The sequence below is a fragment of the Streptomyces sp. NPDC017890 genome (genome assembly GCF_044328675.1).
Taxonomy (GTDB): domain Bacteria; phylum Actinomycetota; class Actinomycetes; order Streptomycetales; family Streptomycetaceae; genus Streptomyces.
The window spans coordinates 290,680-312,630 of record NZ_JBIRHU010000004.1; the positions used below are offsets into that span (position 1 = coordinate 290,680).

Sequence of the window (21,951 nt, forward strand, 5' to 3'; positions counted from 1 at the left end):
CAAGCTAGGGCAATCGAGGCTCCCCGTCCGAGCACGGATCACCGGAACGTGTCCCTTGACTTTCCAGGCCCGCGATATATCGTGAATTAGGGAGGACGCGATATGGCGCGTTCGGTCGAGGAGGTCTGCACCATGCCCGAGTGGTCCGTCGCGGAGCCCAGGAAACTCACCTTCGACGAGTCCGTGAGCGAGCTCCAGGTACGCATCGTCAATGGAACAGTGAACGTCGTGGGCACGGACGAAGGTTCCGCCCGCCTGGAGGTCTCCGAGACCGAGGGACCACCCCTGATCGTGACCCACCAGGACGGCGTGCTCACCGTGGCCTACGAGGACCTGCCCTGGAAGGGCTTCCTCAAGTGGCTCGACCGCAAGGGCTGGCGCCGCAGCGCGGTGGTCTCCCTGGCCGTGCCGAGCGGCACCCGCGTGGAGGTCGGCGTGGTCGGTGCCTCGGCCGTCATCTCCGGGCTCGACGGGCGCGCCGAGGTGAAGGGCATCACCGGGGACACCACGCTGGTGAGCCTCGCCGGCCCGGTCCGCACGGACACCGTCTCCGGGAATGTGGAGGCACAGGCCCTCCGCGGAGACCTGCGCTTCAACTCCGTCTCCGGCGACCTGACGGTGGTGGAGGCGGGGTCCTCCGTCCGGGCGGACTCCGTGAGCGGGTCGATGATCGTCGACCTGGACACGGCCGGCGGCCCCACCGACATCAACCTGACCAGCGTCTCGGGCGAGATCGCCATCCGGCTGCCCCAGCCCGCCGACGCCCGGGTGGAGGCGAACACGGCCAGCGGCACGGTCTCCAGCGCCTTCGAGGACCTCCGGGTGGGCGGCCAGTGGGGTGCCAAGAGGATCACCGGCCGGCTCGGCGCGGGCAACGGCCGGCTGAAGGCCACGACCATCTCCGGCTCGATAGCCCTGCTGCGCCGTCCGGCAGCGGAGGACACATCGTGGGATCGGGGGCCCGAGGACACCGGCCCGGAGGGCGACGCGCAGGACAACTCGGGGGACAATTCCGCTTCCGGCCAGGATCACGGCGCCACCGACGCCCCGGCCGATGGCACGACCGAAAAGAAGGTGCTCTGACATGCCCCCCGTCTTCGCGCACGGCCGCCTCCGTCTCTACCTCCTCAAGCTCCTGGACGAGGCCCCGCGCCACGGCTACGAGGTGATCCGGCTCCTCGAAGAGCGCTTCCAGGGCCTGTACGCGCCATCGGCCGGCACGGTGTACCCGCGCCTGGCCAAGCTGGAGGCCGAGGGCCTGGTCACCCACACCACCGAGGGCGGCCGCAAGGTGTACGCCATCACCGACGCCGGCCGTGCCGAGCTGGCCGACCGCAGTGGTGAACTGGCCGACCTGGAGCTGGAGATCCGGGAGTCGGTCGCCGAGCTCGCCGCCGAGATCCGGGCCGACGTGCGCGGCGCCGCGGGTGACCTGCGCCGGGAGATGCGAGCCGCGGCCAGCGCCGCCCGTCGGGGCTCCGGCCCGGGGGCGCACGGCGAGGGCGACGACTCCTCCGCCGGCACCGCGGACACCGCGGACACCGACGACAAGGAGGCCTGGCGCGCCGCCAAGGAGGAGATGCGGCGCGTCAAGCAGGAGTGGAAGGAGCAGGCCCGCCGCGCCAAGGACGAGAGCCGCCGCGCCCGAGAGGAGGCCCAGCGGGCCCGGCACCAAGCCAAGGAGGCCCAGGAGCGGGCCCGGGCGCAGGCGCAGGAGGAGGTGCAGCGCATCGCCCAACGGGTCCAGCAGCAGGTCCAGGACCACTTCTCGCGGGGCGACTGGCCGACGGGGCTGCGCGAGGGCCTGAGCGAACTGGCCAAGGAGGTCGGCGACTTCGGGAAGGACTTCGGTAAGGAGTTCGGCAAGGACTGGGGATTCGGGCGCACCGACACCGGCCCGAACGCGCACCGGCCCGAGTACTCCGCGACCCGCGAGGACTTCCCGGCCGATTACGCCCCCTCCTGGGCCCACGAGGACACCGCGGATTCCACCGGCGACCCGGCCCGCGACCTGGACCGGCTGCTCGACCGCTTCCGGGACGACATCCGGGACGCGGCCCGGGACCACGGCGTCACTGCCGACCAGCTCCGCGACGCCCGTCTCCAGTTGTCGACGGCCGCGGCACACATCGGGGCGGCACTGCGGGCACCGAAGGCCTGAATCCCGAAGGTACTTGTCCCGAAGGCCTGGGCCCCGACGTGCTCCCCTGACGCGGCACCCCGACGCGGCCCCGACGCCACCCCCGGGGCGGCACTCGGCGCGGCACCCGGCGCGGCTCCCCGGCACACTGCCGGAGGCGCCCCGCCGGGGCGCCGCGCACGTCAGGCGCAGGCCTCCCCAGCTCCGCCGCCCAGCACCCTGGTCAGCGACTCGTGGGTCACCCCGAGGTCGGCGAGCACCTCGGCGGGCACGCCGGGGCGGACCGTGAGGGCGAGGAGGATGTGCTCGTCCCCGATATGCCGCTCGCCCCGGGCGACGGCGGCCCGCAAGGCCTGCTCCAGTACCTCCTTGGCACCCTTGCCGAAGCTGCGGCGCCCGGACCACCAGCGCTTGTCCTTCCGGTCACCGGACATCGCACCGACGCCATGAGCCTCCTCCACCCGGGCGACGATCTCGGAGACGTCGATCCCCAGCCCGGCGAGGGCGTCGGTCTCGGCCCGCGTCAGCCCGGCACGGCGCCGCGCCTCCGCCAGGGCCTGCCGTACCTCCTCCTTGCGTTCGCCGACGCCGAGCGCCGACAGCGCGAAGGACGCGCGACTGCCCTCCCGGTCCAGCAGGGCGAGCAGCAGGTGCTCGGCGTCGACGGTCTGCGCCCGCGCCCCCTCGACGTGCTCGACCGCCCCCTGCACCACGGCCCGGGCATCCTTCGTGAATCGCTCGAACATCAACGCCTCCCGTACTTCTTGTGCACGGCCTGCCTGCTGACCCCGAGTTCCCTGGCGATCTCCTGCCACGACCACCCCTGACTGCGCGCGCTGCGCACCTGCACCGCCTCCAGCTGCTCCAGCAGCATCCGCAGTGCGGCGACGGCCCGCAGCCCGACCCGAGGGTCGCGGTCACCCGCACGCGCGGCGAGATCCGTTGCTTCACTCATGCTGTCAATGTAGGTTGACACTCTGTGGATCGTCAACCCCGGTTGACATGCTGGAGTGGTTCGGAGAGCGCGAACGGCGGGCCCGGAAAACCGGGCCCGCCGTAGGAGATCCTGAGAACGCGTGAGGATCAGGAGCCGCTGAGCACGATCTTGCCGAACTGCTCTCCGGAGGCCATCCGCTCGAAGCCCTCGCGAGCCCGGTCCATCGGCAGGACCTCGTCGATGACGGGACGCACGCCGGTCGCGGCGCAGAAGGACAGCAGGTCCTCCAGCTCGTCCCTGGTACCCATCGTGGAGCCGACGATCCGGAGCTCCAGGAAGAAGACCCGGGTCAGTTCGGCATGGGAGGGCCGGTCGCCGCTGGTGGCGCCGGAGATGACGAGCGTGCCGCCCGGCCGCAGCGACTTCACCGAGTGGGACCAGGTGGCGGCGCCCACGGTCTCGATGACGGCGTCGACCCGCTGCGGCAGCCGCGCGCCCGGCTCGACGGCCTCCACGGCGCCCAGCTCCACGGCCCGTTTCCGCTTGGCCTCGTCCCGGCTGGTGGCGAAGACCCGCAGTCCCGCCGCCTTGCCCAGCACGATCGCGGCCGTGGCGACCCCGCCGCCGGCGCCCTGTACCAGCACCGAGTCACCGGGACGCACCCCGGCGTTGGTGAACAGCATCCGGTACGCCGTCAGCCAGGCGGTCGGCAGACAGGCGGCCTCCTCGAAGGAGAGCTCCTTCGGCTTGGGCAGGATGTTCCAGGTCGGCACGGCGACCTGCTCGGCGAACGTCCCCGGGTAGCGCTCGGTGAGGATGGAGCGAGGCTCCTTGGGACCGACCCCGTGGCCCGTCTGACCGATCACGGAGTGCAGGACGACCTCGTTGCCGTCCTCGTCGACACCGGCGGCGTCGCAGCCGAGGATCATCGGCAGCCGGTCCTCCGGGAGGCCGACGCCGCGCAGGGACCACAGGTCGTGGTGGTTGAGGGAGGCGGCCCTGACATCGACGACGCTCCAGCCGGGACGGGCCTCGGGAGACGGGCGCTCTCCCAACTCCAGGCCGGTCAGCGGCTGGTCGCGGTCGATTCGGGCGGCGTAGACAGCGAACATGACCTTGACGATAGGTTCCCCACCCGCCATCCGAAACCGTCCGCCCCTGTGACACACGCCCTCTTGTCACCCGGCCGCCCCCACCCCGCGCCACCCAGCCGCGCCACCCCCGCGCCGTCCGGCTCCGCCACCCGACCGGCGCCACCCTCGCGCCGTCCGGCTCCGCCACCCCCGCGCCACCGGGCCGCACCCACCGCCCCGCGCCCCCCTCGTTGCTCCGCTCCCGCCCCCGCCCCCGCCCCCGGGAAAGAGAACGGCCCCGTCCGCCAAGGACGAGGCCGTTCACTGCTCAGTCGTCACACCGTCACCGGCGCGCGACCCCTTCGGCACGGGCCGCCGCCGCCACCGCCGCCGTCACGGCGGGCGCGACGCGCTCGTCGAACGGGGACGGGATGACGTAGTCCGCGGCGAGGTCGTCGCCCACCACGGAGGCCAGCGCCTCGGCCGCCGCGAGCTTCATGCCCTCGGTGATCCGGGACGCCCGCACCTGCAGCGCGCCCGCGAAGATGCCCGGGAACGCCAGCACGTTGTTGATCTGGTTCGGGAAGTCCGAGCGCCCGGTCGCGACGACCGCCGCGTACTTGTGGGCGACCTCCGGGTGTACCTCGGGGTTCGGGTTGGCCATCGCGAAGACGAACGCACCCTTCGCCATCGAGGCGACCGCCGGCTCCGGCACCGTACCGCCGGAGACGCCGATGAAGACGTCGGCGCCCGCGAGGGCGGCCTCCAGCGAGCCGGACAGCCCCGCCTTGTTGGTGAAGGCGGCCAGCTCCCGCTTGACCGGGGTCAGGTCGTCCCGGTCCGCCGACACGATGCCCTTGCGGTCCGCGACCGCGACGTCCCCGATGCCGGCCTCCACCAGCATCTTGGCGATGGCGACACCGGCCGCGCCCGCGCCCGAGATCACCGCGCGCAGCTCGCCCAGGGTCCGCCCGCTCAGCCGAGCGGCGTTCCGCAGGGCCGCGAGCGTCACGACGGCCGTGCCGTGCTGGTCGTCGTGGAAGACCGGGATGTCGAGGCGCTCCTGGAGCTTGCGTTCGATCTCGAAGCACCGTGGCGCCGAGATGTCCTCCAGGTTCACGCCGCCGAAGGAGGGCGCGAGCCGCACCACCGTCTCGACGATGTCGTCGGCGTCCGTGCAGTCGAGCGCGATCGGGACCGCGTCCACACCGCCGAACTGCTTGAAAAGGATCGCCTTGCCTTCCATCACCGGAAGGGAGGCCTCGGGCCCGATGTCCCCGAGTCCCAGCACCGCCGTACCGTCCGTCACGACCGCCACGACCGACGACTTCCACGTGTAGTCGTGGACGAGGTCGGGCTGCTCGGCGATCGCGCTGCACACTTTCGCGACGCCGGGCGTGTACGCCAGGGACAGGTCGTCCTTGTCGCGGACCGGCACGGTGGCCTGCACGGCCATCTTGCCGCCGCGGTGCAGCGCGAACGCGGGGTCGAAGGAGTCGAGGGGCTCCGTGCCCGCCTCCTGCTCCGTACTGGCGTCGCTGTCGCTGCGAGGATTGACGATCTCCGCTGCCACTTTGTCTTACCCCTTAAGAGTTCATGGTTTGAGGGTTTGTCCACTCCTGGTGAGGAATGGGCGGGCACCGCGCAGGGAGACGGCCGACTGGGTCACACGGGCCCCTGCGCGACGGGCACGCCGCACACGCGCCCTGAGCCCCTGATGAGGGGTGTAAAGAACCTTCTTACCCGACGGACACCCCCGACGACGAGCCCGATAAGCGCAAGCTCACATGTCGGACCTCGAACGCCGCATGCCGGTGACATGACTCATAGCCAGGGATCCGGACAACTTCTCGACACCCCTTGACAGGCCTGGAGAACACACTCCCAAAGGTCGCACGCGCGAGCGAACAGTGCCTGCATATCGAGGAATGCCGAAGATCTTCCGGCCGGAAGGGTTGATTCCCGTAAAGGTTCGGTCGTGATGTACCGACCTGGTGTGGTTCGGGGGGTCACCCGTTATCCGATTTTGACATGGCGTCCCCCCTGAATGGCCGAGTCCGAATGGCAAGATGCCGTAATCACACGAGGTCGCGACACTCGAAGGCGTGTGCTCTCGTCGACCCACCGCGCCTGCCGGTCCCCCGGCCGGCGTCCCGCCCCCATCGGCAACTCCACCGCCCCCATCGGCAACTCCATCATCCGCCGGAGGACCACCATGACCGCACGCTCCACCCGTCGTACGACCGCCGCGCACTCCCGGACAGCAGCGGTCGGTGCGATCGCGGTCGCAGGCGCTCTGCTGCTCGTCGGATGCGGCGACCAGACCAAGGACAACGACTCCGGCAACGAGAGCTCGTCGAAGAGCGCCGCCCCGCTGGCCGACAAGCTGCCGCAGTCCATTCGCGACAAGGGCGTCATCAAGGTCGGTTCCGACATCGCCTACGCGCCGGTCGAATTCAAGGACGACTCCGGCAAGGTGGTCGGCATCGACCCGGACCTCGCCGAGGCGATGGGCAAGCAGCTCGGGGTGGAGTTCGAGTTCCAGAACGCCACGTTCGACACCCTCGTCGGCGGTCTCGCGTCCAAGCGCTACGACATCGCCATGTCGGCCATGACCGACACCAAGCAGCGCCAGGAGGGCATCGACGCCGACACCGGCAAGAAGGTCGGCGCGGGCGTCGACTTCGTCGACTACTTCACGGCGGGCGTCTCGCTCTACACCAACAAGGGCGACGACCAGGGGATCAAGACCTGGGACGACCTGTGCGGCAAGACCATGGCCGTGCAGCGCAACACCTTCTCCCACGACCTCGCCAAGGAGCAGGCGACGAAGTGCGGGAAGGACGGCAAGAAGACCCTGAAGATCGAGGACTTCGGCACCAACCCCGAGGCCGAGACCCGGATGCGTTCCAAGGGCGCGGACGTCGTCTCAGCCGACTTCCCGATCGCCGCCTACTCCGTGAAGAACTCCGGCGGCGGCAAGTACTTCGAGATCGTCGGCGACCAGGTCGAGGCGGGCCCCTACGGCATCGCCGTCGCCAAGGGCAACACCGAACTGCGCGACGCGCTGCAGGCCGCCGTCCAGGCGCTCATCGACAACGGCGAGTACAAGAAGATCATCGACAAGTGGGGCGTCGCGGACGGCGCGATCACCGAGGCCAAGATCAACGGCGGTTCCTGAACCGGCCCTGTTCGACTCGGCTCTGAAAGGCTCCACCCGTGACTGTTGACGTCAGCAAGACGGACGGTCCCGACGCGACGCCCCCCGCCGGGCCGGAGGCCATCAAGGCCATCCCGGTCCGGCACCCGGGGCGGTACGTGTCCGCGGCCGTCGCACTCGCCCTCCTGGGCGCGGTCGTCTACGCCTTCGCGCAGGGCAACATCAACTGGGGCGCGATCCCCGAGTACTTCTTCGACGACCGCATCCTCAAGGGCGTCTGGAACACCCTGCTCCTGACGGTGCTGTCGATGGCGATCGGCATCGCCGGCGGCATCCTGCTCGCCGTGATGCGCCTGTCGAAGAACCCGGTGACCTCGTCGATCGCCTGGTTCTACATCTGGTTCTTCCGCGGCACCCCGGTCCTGGTCCAGCTCTTCGTCTGGTTCAACCTCGGCCTGGTGTTCGAGTACATCAACCTGGGTCCGGTCTACAAGGACTACTGGTCCTCGTTCATGACGCCGCTGCTGACGGCGCTGCTCGGCCTGGGGCTCAACGAGGCCGCGTACATGGCCGAGATCTGCCGCGCCGGCCTGCTCTCGGTCGACGAGGGCCAGACGGAGGCGTCGCACGCGCTCGGCATGAGCCAGGCGAAGACGCTGCGCCGGATCGTGATCCCGCAGGCGATGCGCGTGATCGTGCCGCCCACGGGCAACGAGGTCATCAACATGCTGAAGACCACCTCGCTGGTCTCGGCGGTGCAGTTCGCCGACCTCTTCAAGCAGGCTCAGGACATCGGGCAGGGCGCGGGCTCGACGGTGGAGATGTACTTCCTCGCCGCCGCCTGGTACCTGATCATGACCTCGATCCTGAGCGTCGGGCAGTACTACGTCGAGCGGTACTACGCCCGCGGTTCCAGCCGCACCCTGCCGCCGACGCCGTTGCAGCGCTTCAAGGCGGCTGTCCTGCCCACGCGCCGCCCGAAGGGAGTCACGGCATGACGCAGTCCTCCCCCGCCATGGTCAAGGCCGAGGGCGTCCACAAGTCCTTCGGCGCCGTGGAGGTCCTCAAGGGCATCGACCTGGAGGTGAAGTCCGGCGAGGTGTTCTGCCTCATCGGCCCTTCCGGCTCCGGCAAGTCGACCTTCCTGCGCTGCATCAACCACCTGGAGAAGGTCAACGCCGGCCGGCTCTACGTCGACGGCGAGCTGGTCGGCTACCGCCAGAAGGGCGACAAGCTCTACGAGCTCAAGGACAGCGAGGTCGCCCTCAAGCGCCGGGACATCGGCATGGTCTTCCAGCGCTTCAACCTGTTCCCGCACATGACGGCCGTGGAGAACGTCATGGAGGCGCCGGTACAGGTCAAGGGCGTGGGCAAGACCCAGGCCAGGGAGCGGGCACGGCAGCTCCTGGAGCGCGTGGGCCTGGGCGACAAGGCGGGCAACTACCCCTCGCAGCTCTCCGGCGGCCAGCAGCAGCGGGTGGCGATCGCCCGGGCCCTGGCGATGGACCCGAAGCTGATGCTGTTCGACGAGCCGACCTCGGCCCTGGACCCGGAGCTGGTCGGCGACGTCCTCGACGTCATGCGCGACCTCGCCGAGTCCGGTATGACGATGGTCGTCGTCACCCACGAGATGGGCTTCGCCCGTGAGGTCGGCGACAGCCTGGTCTTCATGGACGGCGGCGTGGTGGTCGAGTCGGGCAACCCCCGCGACGTCCTGACGGACCCGCAGCACGAGCGGACGAAGGCGTTCCTGTCCAAGGTCCTCTGAACGCCCGCGGGCACGGCGAAGGGGGCGGTACGGATCTCTGTACCGCCCCCTTCGGGTTGTCCCCGGAGCGCAGCCGGGGGTGGGTCGCTGCCCCGGAGCTCAGCTCGGGGTGGGCCGCTGCCCGCCCGCGGCGTACGGGCCGTATCCGCCGCCCCGTTACTTGACCGCCAGCAGCAGCGTGTCCGAGGGCGAGCACCACACCGGCCGCGCCTCGCCGAAACCCTTCTCGCGCAGCACGCGCGCGTGCCACGCCGCCGAGGGCATGTCACCGTCGGCGTGCTCGCCGTAGATCTCGAAGCGTCGGGCGGTGGGCCCGGCGAGGACCGGGTCCTCGGCGGCGAGCTGCCACCACTCGGTCCAGTCGAGCGCACCTTGCGACTTGGCTGCCTCCATCCGCGCGTGCCGCTGGGCACGCTCGGCCGCGTTGATCCTGGGAGTCGTCTCGTCGATCATGTGATCCGCGTTCATGAAGACACCGCCGTCGCGGACCAGTTCCGCGACCCGACCGTAGAGGGCCGCGAGGGGTTCGGCGTGGAGCCAGTGCAGGGCCGTGGCGGTCAGGACGGCGTCGTAGGAGTCGTACGGCAGCTTCGCCGTCCAGTCGGGGTCCTTGAGGTCGGCGCTGACCAGACGGACCCGCTCGTCGCCCGCGAAGGTGCCCTCGGCGATGGCGAGGAGCGCGGGGTCGAGGTCCACGCCGGTGCTGGTGGCATCCGGGAACCGGGCGAGCAGCCGGGCCGTGATGGTCCCGGTGCCGCAGGCGAGGTCGAGCACGCGCGGTGCGGGACCGACCAGGGCCTCGACCATGTCCAGCATGATCCGGAAGCGTTCCTCGCGGTCCGGCATGTACCACTCCTGCTGCCGGTCCCAGCTGACCTGCCAGGCATGCCAGTCGGTGGCGGTCGTGGTGGTGGTGATGGTGATGTCCGCGTCCGTCATCGAGCCCCTCCGTCATGTGCGTGACGTAATACCCTGTAAGCACGATCAGCTGTTACCTGACCGCAGGCACGACCATAGAGCCCCTCCGTAAGGACTACAAGTGGAACTGGCCTATTACTCGGATTACGCCGTTCGTCTCGTCAACACCGAGGAACCGGTCCGGGGGCAGGACTCCCTGACCTCGGTCGAGGCCGTCCGTGAGCTCTTCGGCGCCAACCAGTCCGCGGCCCGGCGTGCCACGGACGCCGACGTGACCCGGTTCCGTTCGGTGCGGGGGCGGCTGCGGGCGGTCTTCGAGGCGGCCGACGGCGGCGACGAGACCCTTGCCGTGGACCTTCTGAACTCCCTCCTGCTGGAGTTCCCGGTGAGCCCGCAGATCTCCGGCCACGACCACCGCGACGACGACGGCAGCCCGCTGTGGCACATGCACCTGGCGGACCATCCGTCCAACGCGACCGCCGGTTTCGCCGCCATCGCGGCGATGGGCCTGGCCTTCCACCTCACCGAGTACGGCGTGGACCGCCTGGGCCTGTGCGAGGCGGCCCCCTGCCGCAACGCCTACCTGGACACGTCCACCAATCGCTCCCGGCGCTACTGCTCCGACCGCTGCGCCACCCGCGCCAACGTGGCGGCCTACCGGGCCCGCAAGCGCCTGGAGGCGGACCGGGCCACCGGCCTGAGCGCCGACAGCGCCCAGCGGACCACGGCGAGCGGCGAGCGCTGACCCGGCCTCAGCGGCCGGTACCGCAGCCGCGCCCTGCCGAGCACCAGCTCCTGGGGGACGGCCCCGTAGTCGGTACTGTCCCCGCCCGCGAACGCGTTGTCCCCGAGCACCCACCAGCCGGCACCGCGCCGCTCGACGGCCCGTTTGACCACGAGCAGGTCCTGTTGGAAGGGATGCCGCAGCACCACCACGTCACCCGGCCGGACCCTGGCCCCCCAGTGCACCAGGAGCACGTCCCCGTGGTGCAGCGTGGGCACCATCGACGGCCCGGTCACCTCGGCCGGTCCGAAGGGCAGGGCCCCTCTCGCGCGTTCGGTCTCCTGCGACAACTGCTCCGGCATGACCCGGCACCTCCCCGGTCTTTCCTCCACCAGTCTCAGTCTCACCCCGGACTTTTGTCCTAAGCCCACGGGGGCACTCGCGAAAACGCGCCTCCCAGGGAGTAATGTCCCCCCTGAGAAGACGATCACGAGGAAGGAACGCTGCATGCTTTCCCGCCTGTTTGCCCCCAAGGTCACGGTCAGCGCCCACTGCGACCTGCCCTGCGGCGTGTACGACCCGGCCCAGGCCCGCATCGAGGCGGAGTCGGTGAAGGCCGTCCAGGAGAAGATGGCCGGCAACGACGACCCGCACTTCCAGGCCCGCGCCACGGTCATCAAGGAGCAGCGCGCCGAGCTCGCGAAGCACCACGTCTCCGTGCTGTGGAGCGACTACTTCAAGCCCCCGCACTTCGAGAAGTACCCGGAGCTGCACCAGCTGGTCAACGACACCCTGAAGGCCCTGTCCGCGGCCAAGGGCTCGACCGACCCGGCGACCGGCCAGAAGGCCCTGGACTACATCGCCCAGATCGACAAGATCTTCTGGGAGACCAAGAAGGCCTGATCCTCGATCATGCCGCTTGACCTGCGGTTTCTTTGGTCGCACGGTCTTCCGGTCCGCACCCGGTCCGCGGTACGCCGAGCACGGCGTCCACGACGGTCCGGGTGCGGTCCTTTTCCGGGGTCGCGCGGGTGGACGGCGGGTGGACGTGGGCCCGCGGCGTGAGGCCGCCGCCCCTCACACCCGCCTGAGGCGGGAGAGCAGCCCCCGGTGCGCCCATCCCGTCCGACGCAGACCCGTCCAGACGCAGCAGGCGGCCACGGCGAGCGCGAATGCCGCAGCACCGGGCGCGGACGGGGCCGCGTCCATCACGGCGACGCCGATCAGCACCGCGACGACTCCGTCGAACTGCCAGGCCGCGATCATCAGCCCGGAGAGGTCGCCGAAGGGCGTGACGACGGGGAGGAGCAGTGAGAGCGGCAGGTGCAGCTTCATCTCACGCAGGAACCTGGCGGCGAGGACCAGAACCACCGATCCCGTGCCGAGCAGGGCCGTGTCCGTCAGGCGTCCGCTGTGCAGCGGCCAAGCGATCACGATCGCAAGGCCGCCTCCCAGGCAGGTTCCTGCCACTACTGCGGCGACGGGCCAGGAGAGCGTGCGAGCGAGCACCCCGCCCCACCGCTCACCGAACAGCGGGGGCAGGGCCAACTCGTCGCGCAGTCCGCGCCATGTCTCGCTCACCCAGCCGGCTCCCAGGTACACACAGACTGATCCAGCCACCCACGACAACAGGGCCGGGCCGCCTCCCGATCCGGCCGTCCCGACCGTCAGCGCGGCACCACCGGCCGGCAGGAGCAGCACGGCCGCTGTCGCACGACCGGGCGTTCGCAGCGCTCGGACCGCCCCCTGGGCGAGATGGCCGCGAAGGCGTCCGTCCGGACGGGCCAGAGCCGTGGTGAGCCCGCGCGGCTCCGGCCGGTACAGGTCGAGCGCGTGGTGGAGCGTACCCGTCAGCACGTATGCCTGGGCTTGGGAGGCACGCGCCGACTCGCGGGCGAGTCTTGCCAGGTCTGCCGTCCGGATCGCCCGGAGGGCCGCCCACCCGAGGGGTGCGGACGTGGCCACCAGCACGCCGGCGACGAACCAGAGGCCGTCCCCGCCGTCCGGAGCCGCCATGTGGCTCGACGCCGCCACGACCAGCGCCACGGCGCCCGCGGCGGAAGCGAGCACGAGGTTGTCGGGCGCCCCTCGCACCTGACCCCACAACCAGGCCACCGCGGCGAGCGCACTGAGCCCCACGGCGACCGCGAGCCCCTGCGCCCCGGTGTCGAGACGACGGAACAGGTCGGTCGTGAGATACACCGCCGTGCACGCCGACAGCAGCGTCGCCGCGCCCGCGTACACCATTCGCCGCCGGGCCATCGTGCCGAGGTAGTACGCCGGGGACAGGTCGGTGGACATGAACACGTGCAGTACGAAGGGCTGGAGCACCAGCGGCCCCCAGAACCGGCCGGCGAGCTGGGCCCCCCAGCACGCCGTCACCGCCGACGCGCACGCCACGGGCGTCGCCTCGGCCAGAGGTCCCACGGAGACGAGCGCCGGGGACGTGCTCGCGGCGTGCACGGCCGGCGCCAGGAAGAAGACGCCGAACAGGGCTGTGAGGTAGACGGTGTAAGCGCGGCCGCGCACCGTGGCACGGTCACCGCGGCGAGCGTACCGGTGCCGTACGGCGGCGACGCGGTCTTGGGCGTCCGCGCCGGGCGCCACGGCGTTCCGGGTCGTCATCCGAGCTCCACGCGGCCGTGGCACGCGTTCACCAGCGCGGGCTCGTGGGTGGCGACCAGGAACGCGGTGCCCTGCTCCGCCCGCTCGGTGAGCAACGCGGCCATCAGGTCGACGCGGTGGCTGTCGAGGTGCCGCTCGGGCTCGTCGAGCAGTACGACGCCGGCGGGGCGGACCAGGGTCAGGGCGAGGCTGAAGAGTTGCGACTGCCCGGACGAGACCTGATGGGGAAACCGCTCGCCCAGCGAGGACAGCCCCAGCCGGTCCATGACCCGCTCCGCGCGTTCGGTGGTGTGCGGAGCATTGCCGTACCAGGAGGCGGCGATCAGTGTCACCTGCTCGCGAAGCGTCATGTCGCGGGCGACGGGGATCGGTTCGACGAGCGACGCCACGAGCCGCCGGTGCGACGGCTTCGCCATGTCGGCGGGCTCCCCCGCCACCGAACACGTACCTGCCGTGAGGCTGCGGCTGCCCAGGAAGGCGCGCAGGAGCGTGGTCTTCCCGGAACCGTTGCCTCCCGTGACACACCAGACCTCGCCCGGCCGCACGGCGAACGTCGTGGGCGCGAGCAACGTGGTGTCGTCCAGCGCGACCGTCGCGCCGTCTGCCGCGAGCAGCGGAACATCGGTCACATCCGCTCCAGGTATCCCGACCACGGCCGTCGACTCAGCGCTTCCTGTCGTACGTCCGTACCACGACGCCGTTGCCGAAGGTCCGCATCGTCTCCGGAACGAACTCGGAGATCTGGAAGCCGGAGCCGAACATCGGCATGCCCGCGCCCAGCACCACCGGGTACGTCTTGATGACCAGTTCGTCGACCTCGTCGATCAGCTCGCCGGCGACGGCCGAGCCGCCGCACAGGTAGATGCCGAAGGCGCTGTCCTCCGCCTTCAGTGCGCGGACCTTGCCGGCCAGGTCCGCCCGGATGATCTCCACGTTCGGGTCGGGTGACTCCGTGAGCGTGCGCGAGGCCACGTACTCGCGCAGATGGGCGTAGGGGCTGGTGATGCCCTCCTTCAGGGCCAGGTCGTAGCTGGCCCTGCCCTGGATGATCGTGTCGAACCGCTTGTTCGGCAGGTCGTCGATCCCGAGGGGCCGACGGCCGTGGGTCGGCAGCGTCTCCGGGTACTCCGACGTCAGGAACGCGAGGAACTCCTCGTCGACGAACGGCACCATGAAGGACGCGTCACCGTCCGGGCCACCGATGAAGCCGTCGATCGAGCAGGCGATGAAATACGTGAGCTTGCGCAAACCAGTCCCCTTCGTCTTAGACCACTTCATTCATAGTACTCCACACGTAGTGGTGTAGTCGACGGGTTTGGCCGGCGCGCTCCCGGATCGGCGTCAACGGTCGGACAGTCGCCGTGGCCGGGCGGCCGCCACCGGCTGCGGCTCGCGCCGCATCGGCCACGTCCGGGGGCCGTCCGGCAGATCCAGGGCCCGGCCGGTGAACGTGAAGCCGAGGCGTTCGTACAGCCCCAGGCTGCGGGCGCTGCTCGCCTCCGGACAGGCGGGCAGCGCCTCGCGGTCGCAGCGGTCACGGGCAGCCACAGCGCGCAGGCCGCGCCGTCCTCGGTGGTCGAAGCACCCGCCGGCGAGCACGGCATCGGTGAAGGCGGCCATGAGCCGGTGATGGGTCCGGCGGCGGTGCTCCTCGTCGGGGAAGACCCTGCTGCTCACCGGATCGTCCTGGAAGGCCTCGTCCAGCAGCCCGACGACCAGCTCCCGGTCCTCCTCCCCCGCCTTCCGGATCACCACTCTCATGCCCGTCCGCCCCTTCGGCTCAACATCGCTCGCGTGTAAGGCGGTTGAGCCTAGCCGCTGCGCTTGGACGGACGGCGGGAGGCGGGAGACGAGGGGAGGCGGAAGGCGGAAGGCGGGAGGTATCTTCCGGCGGCGGCCCCACACCGTGAGAAGGGGGCGGGCCCCGCACACCGTGGGGAAGTGCGGGACCCGCCTGACCGGAGCCCTTGGCGGTGCGGCCGTACGTCGGTCAGGTCCGTACGGTCCTGCACGGGCTCCGGGGTCATGCGTGGCCGGCCGGGCGTTCCGCTCTCGCCGGGCCGGCCAGGGGGCCGTCAGGTGCTGCGCCGGGTCACGAACTCGGCCAGCGCGAGCAGTCCGCCCGCGGCCTCCGGATCGGGCACCGCCCGGGCCAGTTCCTGCATGGCCCTCGCCATCCGGTCGGCCGCCTGGGCCTGCGCCCAGTCCCGGCCGCCCGCCCGCTCCACGGCCAGTGCGGTGCGCTCCAGGTCCTCCCTGCCCTCGTCGTACGGCGCCGCGTACAGCTCGGCGAGTTCGGCGGCGGCCGGGGTGCCGGAGGTGAGGGCGGCGACCACCGGCAGTGACTTCTTGCGGGCGGCCAGGTCCGCACCGGCCGGCTTACCGGTACGGCGCGGGTCGCCCCATATGCCGATGACGTCGTCGATGAGCTGGAAGGCGAGTCCCGCCTCGCGGCCGAAGGCGTCCAGGGCCTCGACGTCCTCGTCGGCGGCACCGGAGTACAGCCCGCCGAGGGCACAGGCACATCCCAGCAGGGCGCCCGTCTTGGCCTCGGCCATGGCGAGCGTCTCGTCGAGGGTGACGTCGCCCGGGGCGCGCCGCTCCATGGCCGTGTCCGCGTGCTGGCCCTCGCACAGCTCCATGACGCAGTCGGCGAGCCGGGCGGCCGCCGCCGCGGACGCCGGGTGCGGGTCCGCCGCGAGCAGCCGCAGGGCCAGCGCCTGGAGTGCGTCCCCCGCGAGGATCGCGTCGGCGTCGCCGAACACGGTCCACGCGGTCGGCCGGTGGCGCCGGGTGGCGTCACGGTCCATCACGTCGTCGTGGAGCAACGTGAAGTTGTGGACGAGCTCCACCGCCGCCGCGGCCCGCACCGCCCCCGCCCTGGCCCCGGCACCGCCGAGCGCGGCGGCCGAGGTGAGTACGAGAGCGGGGCGGATCGCCTTGCCCGCGTTGCCCTCCGCGGGTGTGCCGTCCGCGTGCTCCCACCCGAAGTGGTAGAGCGCGACCCGGCGCATCGAGGCGGGCAGAGACACGATGGCGGACCGCAGTTCCGGGTCGACCGACGCCCGGGACTCCCGCAGCAGCCCCGCGGCCTCGTACCCGTCGGACACCGTCGCCCCCCGCCCGTCGGATGTCGTCCCCGGCTCCTTCTCCCGCTGCGTGCCGATGGGCTCGTGCCTCTCCAGCGTCCCGGTGGGGCGGAGCGTCTCGCCGGCGCCGTGCCGAGCCTCTGTCATGGACTCACCTCCCCCATAAGCGCACCTCCGTACCCCCGGGGTGTACCCGCCGGGAAGGGCGGGGACACGGCGTGCGGGAGACTGGCGTCACTGCCAGCGGCCGATCTCGACGTTCTCCAGGACGCCGAGTGCGTCCGGCACGAGGACCGCGGCCGAGTAGTAGGCCGTGACCAGGTACTTGATGATGGCCTGCTCGTTGATGCCCATGAAGCGCACCGACAGACTCGGCTCGATCTCGTCCGGGAGGCCGGTGGCGCGCAGGCCGATGACGCCCTGATCCTGCTCGCCGGTGCGCATCGCGATGATCGAGGACGTACGGGCCTCGGTGACCGGGATCTTGTTGCACGGGTAGATCGGCACACCGCGCCAGGTCGGGATGCGGTTGCCGGCGATGTCGATGGTCTCGGGGACGAGTCCGCGCCTGTTGAGTTCGCGTCCGATGGCGGCGATCGCACGCGGGTGGGCGAGGAGCAGCTTGGTGCCGCGGCGGCGGCTGAGCAGCTCGTCCAGGTCGTCCGGGCCGGGCACGCCGTCGTGCGGCTGGATCCGCTGGTCGTACTCGCAGTTGTGCAGCAGACCGAACTCGCGGTTGTTGACCAGCTCGTGCTCCTGTCGCTCCTTCAGCGCCTCGACGGTCAGCCGGATCTGCTGCTCGGTCTGGTTCATCGGCTGGTTGTAGAGGTCGGCCACGCGCGAGTGGATGCGCAGCACGGTCTGGGCGACGCTCAGCTCGTACTCACGGGGCCGGGCCTCGTAGTCGACGAAGGTGTGCGGGATGTCCGGCTCGCCGCTGTGGCCGGCGGAGAGGTCGATGGCCTTCTCGCCGAGCTTGTTGGTGCGCTGCCGGGGGATCGAGCGCCGCTCCTCGAGGTGCGTGCGCAGGGAGTCCGCGCGCTCCGCGATCTGCTCCACCTGCTGGCGGGGCAGCACCAGCACCGTGCAGGCGGTGACGGTGCGGGCGGTGTACTCCCAGATGGCGTCCCCGTCGAGCAGCGCCTGGTCGCCGAAGTAGGCGCCGTCGGCGAGGACGCCGAGCACCGCGTCGTCGCCGTAGGGGCCGGTGCCGACCTTCTCCACCTTGCCGTGCGCCAGCAGGTAGACCTCGTCGGCCTGGCCACCGAACGAGACGATCACCTCACCGGGGCCGAACTCCCGCTGCTCACAGCGCTGCGCGAGTTCCGAGAGCACCTCCTCGTCCTCGTACGACCGCAGGGCCGGCAGCTCGCCCAGCTCGGCGGGGATGACCTCGACGCGGTCGCCGGTCTTCACGAACGTCACCCGGCCGTCGCCGACGGCGAAGGTCATACGCCGGTTCACCCGGTACGTACCGCCCTGGACGTCCACCCAGGGGAGCGTGCGCAGCAGCCAGCGGGAGCTGATCTCCTGCATCTGAGGAACGGACTTGGTCGTGGTGGCCAGGTTCCGCGCGGCCGCCGTGCCGAGACTCTGCTGCGGCCTGGTCTGCTCGGTGCGGACCTCTTCGCCTACCGACATAAGGAATTGCCCTCCCGGTCGTGCCGAACGACTGTGCCCGGCATCGTTGTGCGGGCACCAGCCTTTCTCACGGAACGTGCCGGTGCTATTACCCGAACGAGCGGGAATGGATCACCGGAGACCGGGGCAGGTACGAAGGCCTGTTCAACGTCTCGGCGTCTTGCCCGGTCCTGTTCGAAACTGTTGGCCGGGACAGGATTGTCCGGATCGGATCGCACACGGCTCGAACAAGTACTAGGGAGCAGTCCGTTTCGGTACAAGCACGGTACGAGACGGTCGCGCCGTGCGGTCGTCGCACAGCGTGAAGGAGTCGGCCGTGGCCTCACCCATGTCCGCGAGCAGTTTCCTCAAGGCACTGAAGTCAGAGGGCCTCACCGTCGTCCAGGTCGGCGACTGGCGGGACCACAACCGCAACCACAAGGGCCCCTGGGGGCCCGTGCACGGCGTGATGATCCACCACACGGTCACCAAGGGCAGCAAACGGACCGTCGAGATCTGCCGCAAGGGATACGAGGGCCTGCCGGGGCCGCTGTGCCACGGGGTCATCACCAAGGACGGCAAGGTCCACCTGGTCGGGTACGGCAGGGCCAACCACGCCGGGCTCGGCGACGACGACGTCCTGCGCGCGGTGATCGCGGAGAAGGGGCTGCCCCGGGACAACGAGACGAACACCGACGGCAACCGGCACTTCTACGGCTTCGAGTGCGAGAACCTGGGCGACGGCGACGATCCCTGGCCGGCGGCGCAACTGGAGGCGATCGAGCGGGCCGCCGCGGCGGTCTGCCGCCACCACGGGTGGAATGAACGATCCGTCATCGGCCACCTCGAATGGCAGCCGGGGAAGGTCGATCCGCGGGGGTTCACGATGGCGTCGATGCGGGGGCGGATCCGCGACCGGCTGAAGTGACCCGCGCGCCGCGCGCGGCGGCGTGACAATGGGAGAGTGAACGGCACCGACACCGCCTTGGACCCCGCCTCCCTGCGCCCCCGCCTGCCCTCACCGTTGCAGGAGGTCGCCGACGGGCGGTTCGAGCGTCATGGTGTCCGGTTGCTGCTCAAGCGGGACGATCTCATCCATCCCGAGCTGGTCGGCAACAAATGGCGCAAACTCGCGCCGAATTTCGCCACGGCGGACGGCCGTACCGTCGTCACGTTCGGCGGCGCCTACTCCAACCACCTGCGCGCCACGGCCGCCGCCGGCCGGCTGCTCGGTCTGTCCACGGTGGGCGTGGTACGCGGTCACGAACTGGCCGGCCGGCCGCTCAATCCCTCTCTGTCCCGGTGTGCGGCCGACGGCATGCGGCTGCACTTCGTCGACCGCTCGACGTACCGTCGCAAGACCGAACCGGCGATTCTGGCGGCCCTCCTGCGCTCGGCGGACGCCGAGGACGCGGTCGTCGTCCCCGAGGGCGGCAGCAACGCGGAGGCCGTCCGCGGCTGTCGGGCGCTCGGCGAGGAACTGGGCGAACACACCGACGTGGTCGCTCTCGCCTGCGGCACCGGCGGCACGCTCGCCGGTCTGGCCGCAGGCCTCTCCCCGGGCCGCAGCGCGCTCGGGATACCGGTGCTCAAGGGCGGCTTCCTGGCCGACGACATACGGCGCCTCCAGGACCGCGCGTTCGGAGGGCCCCGCGGCACCTGGAGCCTCGACGACCGCTTCCACGGCGGCGGCTACGCCCGCACCACTCCCGAGCTCGACTCCTTCGCCGAGGACTTCGAGCACCGCCACGGCCTCCCCGTGGAGCGCCTGTATGTCGCCAAGATGCTCCACGCCGTGCTCACCCTCACCCAGGAGGGCGCCTTCCCCCGTGGGACGACCCTGACGGCGGTCGTCACCGGCCGCCCCTTTCCCTGAGCAGACCCCTTCGGATGCCACGGGGCCGCCGCGTCCGGCCTCGCCGGCACAGGACCGGCATGCCCGGCGGCCCGGCCCGCCGGCCTCTACGCCGGCTCCCGGTACGCCGCCGCCTCCTCCAGGTCCAGCCGGCGCAGCAGCGTCCGCAGCATCTCGTCGTCGATGTAGCGGCCGTCCCGCAGCCGGACGAAGACCTCCCGCTCGGCGCCGATCATCTCCCGGGACAGCCGCCGGTAGGTGTCGTCGACGGTCTCGCCGGTGACGGGGTTGGCCTGCCCCAGCCGTTCCCAGACGGCGTTGCGGCGACGCTCCAGGACCGTCCGGAGGCGGTCGGCCAGCGGGGCCGGCAGGGCATTGCGCTCGTCGGCGAGGAGATCGTCCAGGCGCTGCTCGGCGGCGCGGGAGGCCTGTGCCTGGGCATTGGCCTCCGCCAGGGTCTCTGCCTGTACGTCGTGTGCGGGGAACTTCAGCAGGCGGATCAGCGGCGGCAGGGTGACGCCCTGGACGACGAGCGTGCCGATGACCGTGGTGAAGGTGAGGAACAGGATGAGGTCGCGCTCGGGGAAGGGTTCGCCGCCGTGCACGGTGAGCGGAATGGAGAAGGCGATCGCCAGCGAGACCACGCCCCGCATCCCGGCCCAGCCGATCACGAACGGCCCCTTCCAGGAGAGGTCCCCCTCTCGCGCGCGCACGCGTGCCGACAGCCGCGGCAGGAAGGTCGCCGGATACACCCACACGAATCGCGCCACGGCGACCACCACGAAGACGGCGACCGCGTACCAGGCGACGTCGGCGCCCTCGTACGCCCCGAGCCCCCTGAGGACGACGGGCAGCTGGAGCCCGATCAGGGCGAACACGGCCGACTCCAGGACGAACGCGACCATCTTCCACACCGCTTCCTCCTGGAGACGGGTGGCGAAATCGACCTCCCACGCGCGATGGCCGAGAAAGAGCGCGACGACCACCACCGCGAGCACCCCCGACGCGTGCACCTGCTCGGCGACGGCGTAGGCCACGAACGGGATCAGCAGGGAGAGCGTGTTCTGCAGGAGCGCCTCCCTCACGTGCGTGCGCAGCCAGTGGAGCGGCACCATCAGCACCAGTCCGACGCCGACGCCGCCGATGGCCGCGATCAGGAACTCCACGATCCCACCGGCCCACGTGGCGCCCTCACCGACCGCCGCGGCGAGCGCCACCCGAAAGGCGGTGATCGCGGTGGCGTCGTTCACCAGGGACTCTCCCTGGAGGATCGTGGTGATCCGGGAGGGCAGCCCCACGCGCCGCGCGACCGCCGTGGCCGCGACGGCGTCCGGCGGTGCCACCACCGCACCGAGCACCAGGGCCGCGGTCAGCGGCAGGCCGGGCACGATCAGGTACGCGGCGCAGCCGACGACGAAGGTGGCGAAGAGCACGTAGCCCACGGAGAGCAGCGCCACGGGCCGGATCTGGGCCCGCAGGTCGAGGTAGGAGCTGTCGGTGGCCGCCGTGTGGAGCAGTGGGGGCAGCAGCAGCGGCAGGACGATGTGCGGGTCGAGGGTGTAGTCGGGCACGCCGGGTACGTAGCTCACCGCCAGGCCCGCCGTGACCAGCAGCAGCGGCGGCGGCACCGGCACGCGCCGCCCCGCCGCGGCGACCGCGGCGCTGCCCGCCACCAGCAACAGCAGCGGCATCACGTCCATCGTCCTCGCCCGCCCTCGTTTTCCGCGCGGCCTTCCGCACACCCGACGTAACCTGGCAATCATGAAACAGTGCACGCACGCCGACGTGCTGCCGCACCCGGAACCGCCGCCGCGGACCGAGACCTGCCCGGAGTGTCTGGCCGAGGGCACGGATCCGGTGCAGCTGAGGCTGTGCCTCGTCTGCGGTCACGTCGGCTGCTGCGACTCCTCGCCGAGGCAGCACGCGACGGCGCATCACAAGGACACCGGCCATCCTGTGATGCGCACCTTCGAGCCCGGGGAGAACTGGCGCTGGTGCTTCGTCGACCACGTCCTCGTGTGACCTCTTCCCGGGACGGTTCG

General features: G+C 71.0%; 22 protein-coding genes and 1 pseudogene. 10 read left to right on the top strand and 13 right to left on the bottom strand.

The annotated features are described in order from the left end of the window. Nucleotides 1–132: 132 nt before the first annotated feature. Nucleotides 133–1,083, top strand: coding sequence for a DUF4097 family beta strand repeat-containing protein (locus ACH4F2_RS07815; protein WP_398131836.1), 951 nt, complete (start codon nt 133–135; stop codon nt 1,081–1,083). A gap of 1 nt (nt 1,084) precedes the next feature. Continuing rightward, on the top strand, nt 1,085–2,161 hold the full coding sequence (locus tag ACH4F2_RS07820; RefSeq protein WP_398131800.1) for a helix-turn-helix transcriptional regulator: 1,077 nt from the start codon (nt 1,085–1,087) through the stop codon (nt 2,159–2,161). Between the two features lie 161 nt (nt 2,162–2,322). On the opposite strand, the gene ACH4F2_RS07825 is transcribed toward ACH4F2_RS07820, so the two are convergent. From ACH4F2_RS07825 to ACH4F2_RS07840, 4 genes are all read right to left on the bottom strand, one after another. Then, nucleotides 2,323–2,886, bottom strand: coding sequence for a Clp protease N-terminal domain-containing protein (locus tag ACH4F2_RS07825; protein WP_398131801.1), 564 nt, complete (start codon nt 2,884–2,886; stop codon nt 2,323–2,325). Then, entirely contained in the window at nt 2,886–3,095 is a 210-nt protein-coding gene (locus ACH4F2_RS07830; protein ID WP_398131802.1) for a helix-turn-helix domain-containing protein, read from the bottom strand. The genes ACH4F2_RS07825 and ACH4F2_RS07830 overlap by 1 nt, the downstream gene beginning before the upstream one ends. A 128-nt stretch (nt 3,096–3,223) precedes the next feature. Beyond that, complete coding sequence (locus ACH4F2_RS07835) at nt 3,224–4,189, bottom strand: zinc-binding dehydrogenase (RefSeq protein ID WP_398131803.1); 966 nt, start codon at nt 4,187–4,189, stop codon at nt 3,224–3,226. Nucleotides 4,190–4,493: 304 nt separating this feature from the next. Then, on the bottom strand, nt 4,494–5,723 hold the full coding sequence (locus ACH4F2_RS07840) for an NADP-dependent malic enzyme (RefSeq protein WP_398131804.1): 1,230 nt from the start codon (nt 5,721–5,723) through the stop codon (nt 4,494–4,496). 642 nt (nt 5,724–6,365) lie between these two features. Here ACH4F2_RS07840 and ACH4F2_RS07845 point away from each other — a divergent pair. The 3 genes from ACH4F2_RS07845 to ACH4F2_RS07855 are packed head-to-tail and all read left to right on the top strand — an operon-like array spanning nt 6,366 to nt 9,078. Beyond that, complete coding sequence (locus ACH4F2_RS07845) at nt 6,366–7,331, top strand: ABC transporter substrate-binding protein (protein WP_398131837.1); 966 nt, start codon at nt 6,366–6,368, stop codon at nt 7,329–7,331. A gap of 38 nt (nt 7,332–7,369) precedes the next feature. After that, on the top strand, nt 7,370–8,308 hold the full coding sequence (locus ACH4F2_RS07850; RefSeq protein ID WP_398131805.1) for an amino acid ABC transporter permease: 939 nt from the start codon (nt 7,370–7,372) through the stop codon (nt 8,306–8,308). Further along, the gene (locus tag ACH4F2_RS07855) at nt 8,305–9,078 is read left to right on the top strand and encodes an amino acid ABC transporter ATP-binding protein (protein ID WP_398131806.1); all 774 of its coding nucleotides are present in this window, start codon (nt 8,305–8,307) and stop codon (nt 9,076–9,078) included. Before ACH4F2_RS07850 ends, ACH4F2_RS07855 begins: the two co-directional genes overlap by 4 nt. A gap of 156 nt (nt 9,079–9,234) precedes the next feature. On the opposite strand, the gene ACH4F2_RS07860 is transcribed toward ACH4F2_RS07855, so the two are convergent. After that, nucleotides 9,235–10,017, bottom strand: coding sequence for a class I SAM-dependent methyltransferase (locus ACH4F2_RS07860; RefSeq protein ID WP_398131807.1), 783 nt, complete (start codon nt 10,015–10,017; stop codon nt 9,235–9,237). 100 nt (nt 10,018–10,117) lie between these two features. On the opposite strand from ACH4F2_RS07860, the gene ACH4F2_RS07865 reads away from it, so the two are divergent. After that, entirely contained in the window at nt 10,118–10,741 is a 624-nt protein-coding gene (locus ACH4F2_RS07865) for a CGNR zinc finger domain-containing protein (protein ID WP_398131808.1), read from the top strand. On the opposite strand, the gene sodX is transcribed toward ACH4F2_RS07865, so the two are convergent. After that, the gene (gene sodX / locus ACH4F2_RS07870) at nt 10,651–11,082 is read right to left on the bottom strand and encodes a nickel-type superoxide dismutase maturation protease (protein WP_398131809.1); all 432 of its coding nucleotides are present in this window, start codon (nt 11,080–11,082) and stop codon (nt 10,651–10,653) included. The two genes, ACH4F2_RS07865 and sodX, sit on opposite strands and share 91 nt — an antisense overlap. Nucleotides 11,083–11,227: 145 nt before the next feature. Here sodX and sodN point away from each other — a divergent pair, with 145 nt between their 5' ends. Beyond that, entirely contained in the window at nt 11,228–11,623 is a 396-nt protein-coding gene (gene sodN, locus ACH4F2_RS07875) for a superoxide dismutase, Ni (RefSeq protein ID WP_064729779.1), read from the top strand. A gap of 174 nt (nt 11,624–11,797) precedes the next feature. Here the strand turns inward: sodN and ACH4F2_RS07880 are convergent, their stop codons facing one another. From ACH4F2_RS07880 to ACH4F2_RS07905, 6 genes and pseudogenes are all read right to left on the bottom strand, one after another. Beyond that, nucleotides 11,798–13,345, bottom strand: a complete 1,548-nt coding sequence (locus tag ACH4F2_RS07880) for a hypothetical protein (protein ID WP_398131810.1) — start codon at nt 13,343–13,345, stop codon at nt 11,798–11,800. Further along, nucleotides 13,342–13,974, bottom strand: a complete 633-nt coding sequence (locus tag ACH4F2_RS07885) for an ATP-binding cassette domain-containing protein (protein WP_398131811.1) — start codon at nt 13,972–13,974, stop codon at nt 13,342–13,344. The genes ACH4F2_RS07880 and ACH4F2_RS07885 overlap by 4 nt, the downstream gene beginning before the upstream one ends. A 34-nt stretch (nt 13,975–14,008) precedes the next feature. Then, entirely contained in the window at nt 14,009–14,593 is a 585-nt protein-coding gene (locus ACH4F2_RS07890) for a dihydrofolate reductase family protein (protein WP_398131812.1), read from the bottom strand. Between the two features lie 93 nt (nt 14,594–14,686). After that, nucleotides 14,687–15,106, bottom strand: a pseudogene (locus ACH4F2_RS07895) (hypothetical protein). Between the two features lie 314 nt (nt 15,107–15,420). Further along, on the bottom strand, nt 15,421–16,581 hold the full coding sequence (locus tag ACH4F2_RS07900) for a family 2 encapsulin nanocompartment cargo protein polyprenyl transferase (RefSeq protein WP_398131813.1): 1,161 nt from the start codon (nt 16,579–16,581) through the stop codon (nt 15,421–15,423). An 87-nt stretch (nt 16,582–16,668) separates the two neighbouring features. After that, entirely contained in the window at nt 16,669–18,075 is a 1,407-nt protein-coding gene (locus ACH4F2_RS07905; protein WP_398131814.1) for a family 2B encapsulin nanocompartment shell protein, read from the bottom strand. A gap of 328 nt (nt 18,076–18,403) precedes the next feature. Between ACH4F2_RS07905 and ACH4F2_RS07910 the strand changes: the two genes are divergently transcribed. Both ACH4F2_RS07910 and ACH4F2_RS07915 read left to right on the top strand, forming a co-directional pair. Next, entirely contained in the window at nt 18,404–18,982 is a 579-nt protein-coding gene (locus tag ACH4F2_RS07910) for an N-acetylmuramoyl-L-alanine amidase (RefSeq protein WP_398131838.1), read from the top strand. Nucleotides 18,983–19,018: 36 nt separating this feature from the next. Next, nucleotides 19,019–19,930 carry a 1-aminocyclopropane-1-carboxylate deaminase/D-cysteine desulfhydrase gene (locus ACH4F2_RS07915; RefSeq protein WP_398131815.1) on the top strand — a complete coding sequence of 304 codons (912 nt, stop codon included), beginning with the start codon at nt 19,019–19,021 and terminating at the stop codon, nt 19,928–19,930. A gap of 86 nt (nt 19,931–20,016) precedes the next feature. On the opposite strand, the gene ACH4F2_RS07920 is transcribed toward ACH4F2_RS07915, so the two are convergent. Continuing rightward, nucleotides 20,017–21,609, bottom strand: a complete 1,593-nt coding sequence (locus ACH4F2_RS07920; RefSeq protein ID WP_398131816.1) for a Na+/H+ antiporter — start codon at nt 21,607–21,609, stop codon at nt 20,017–20,019. 61 nt (nt 21,610–21,670) lie between these two features. On the opposite strand from ACH4F2_RS07920, the gene ACH4F2_RS07925 reads away from it, so the two are divergent. Further along, a complete protein-coding gene (locus ACH4F2_RS07925; RefSeq protein WP_398131817.1) occupies nt 21,671–21,931 on the top strand; it encodes a UBP-type zinc finger domain-containing protein in 261 nt (86 codons plus the stop codon). Nucleotides 21,932–21,951: the final 20 nt, after the last annotated feature.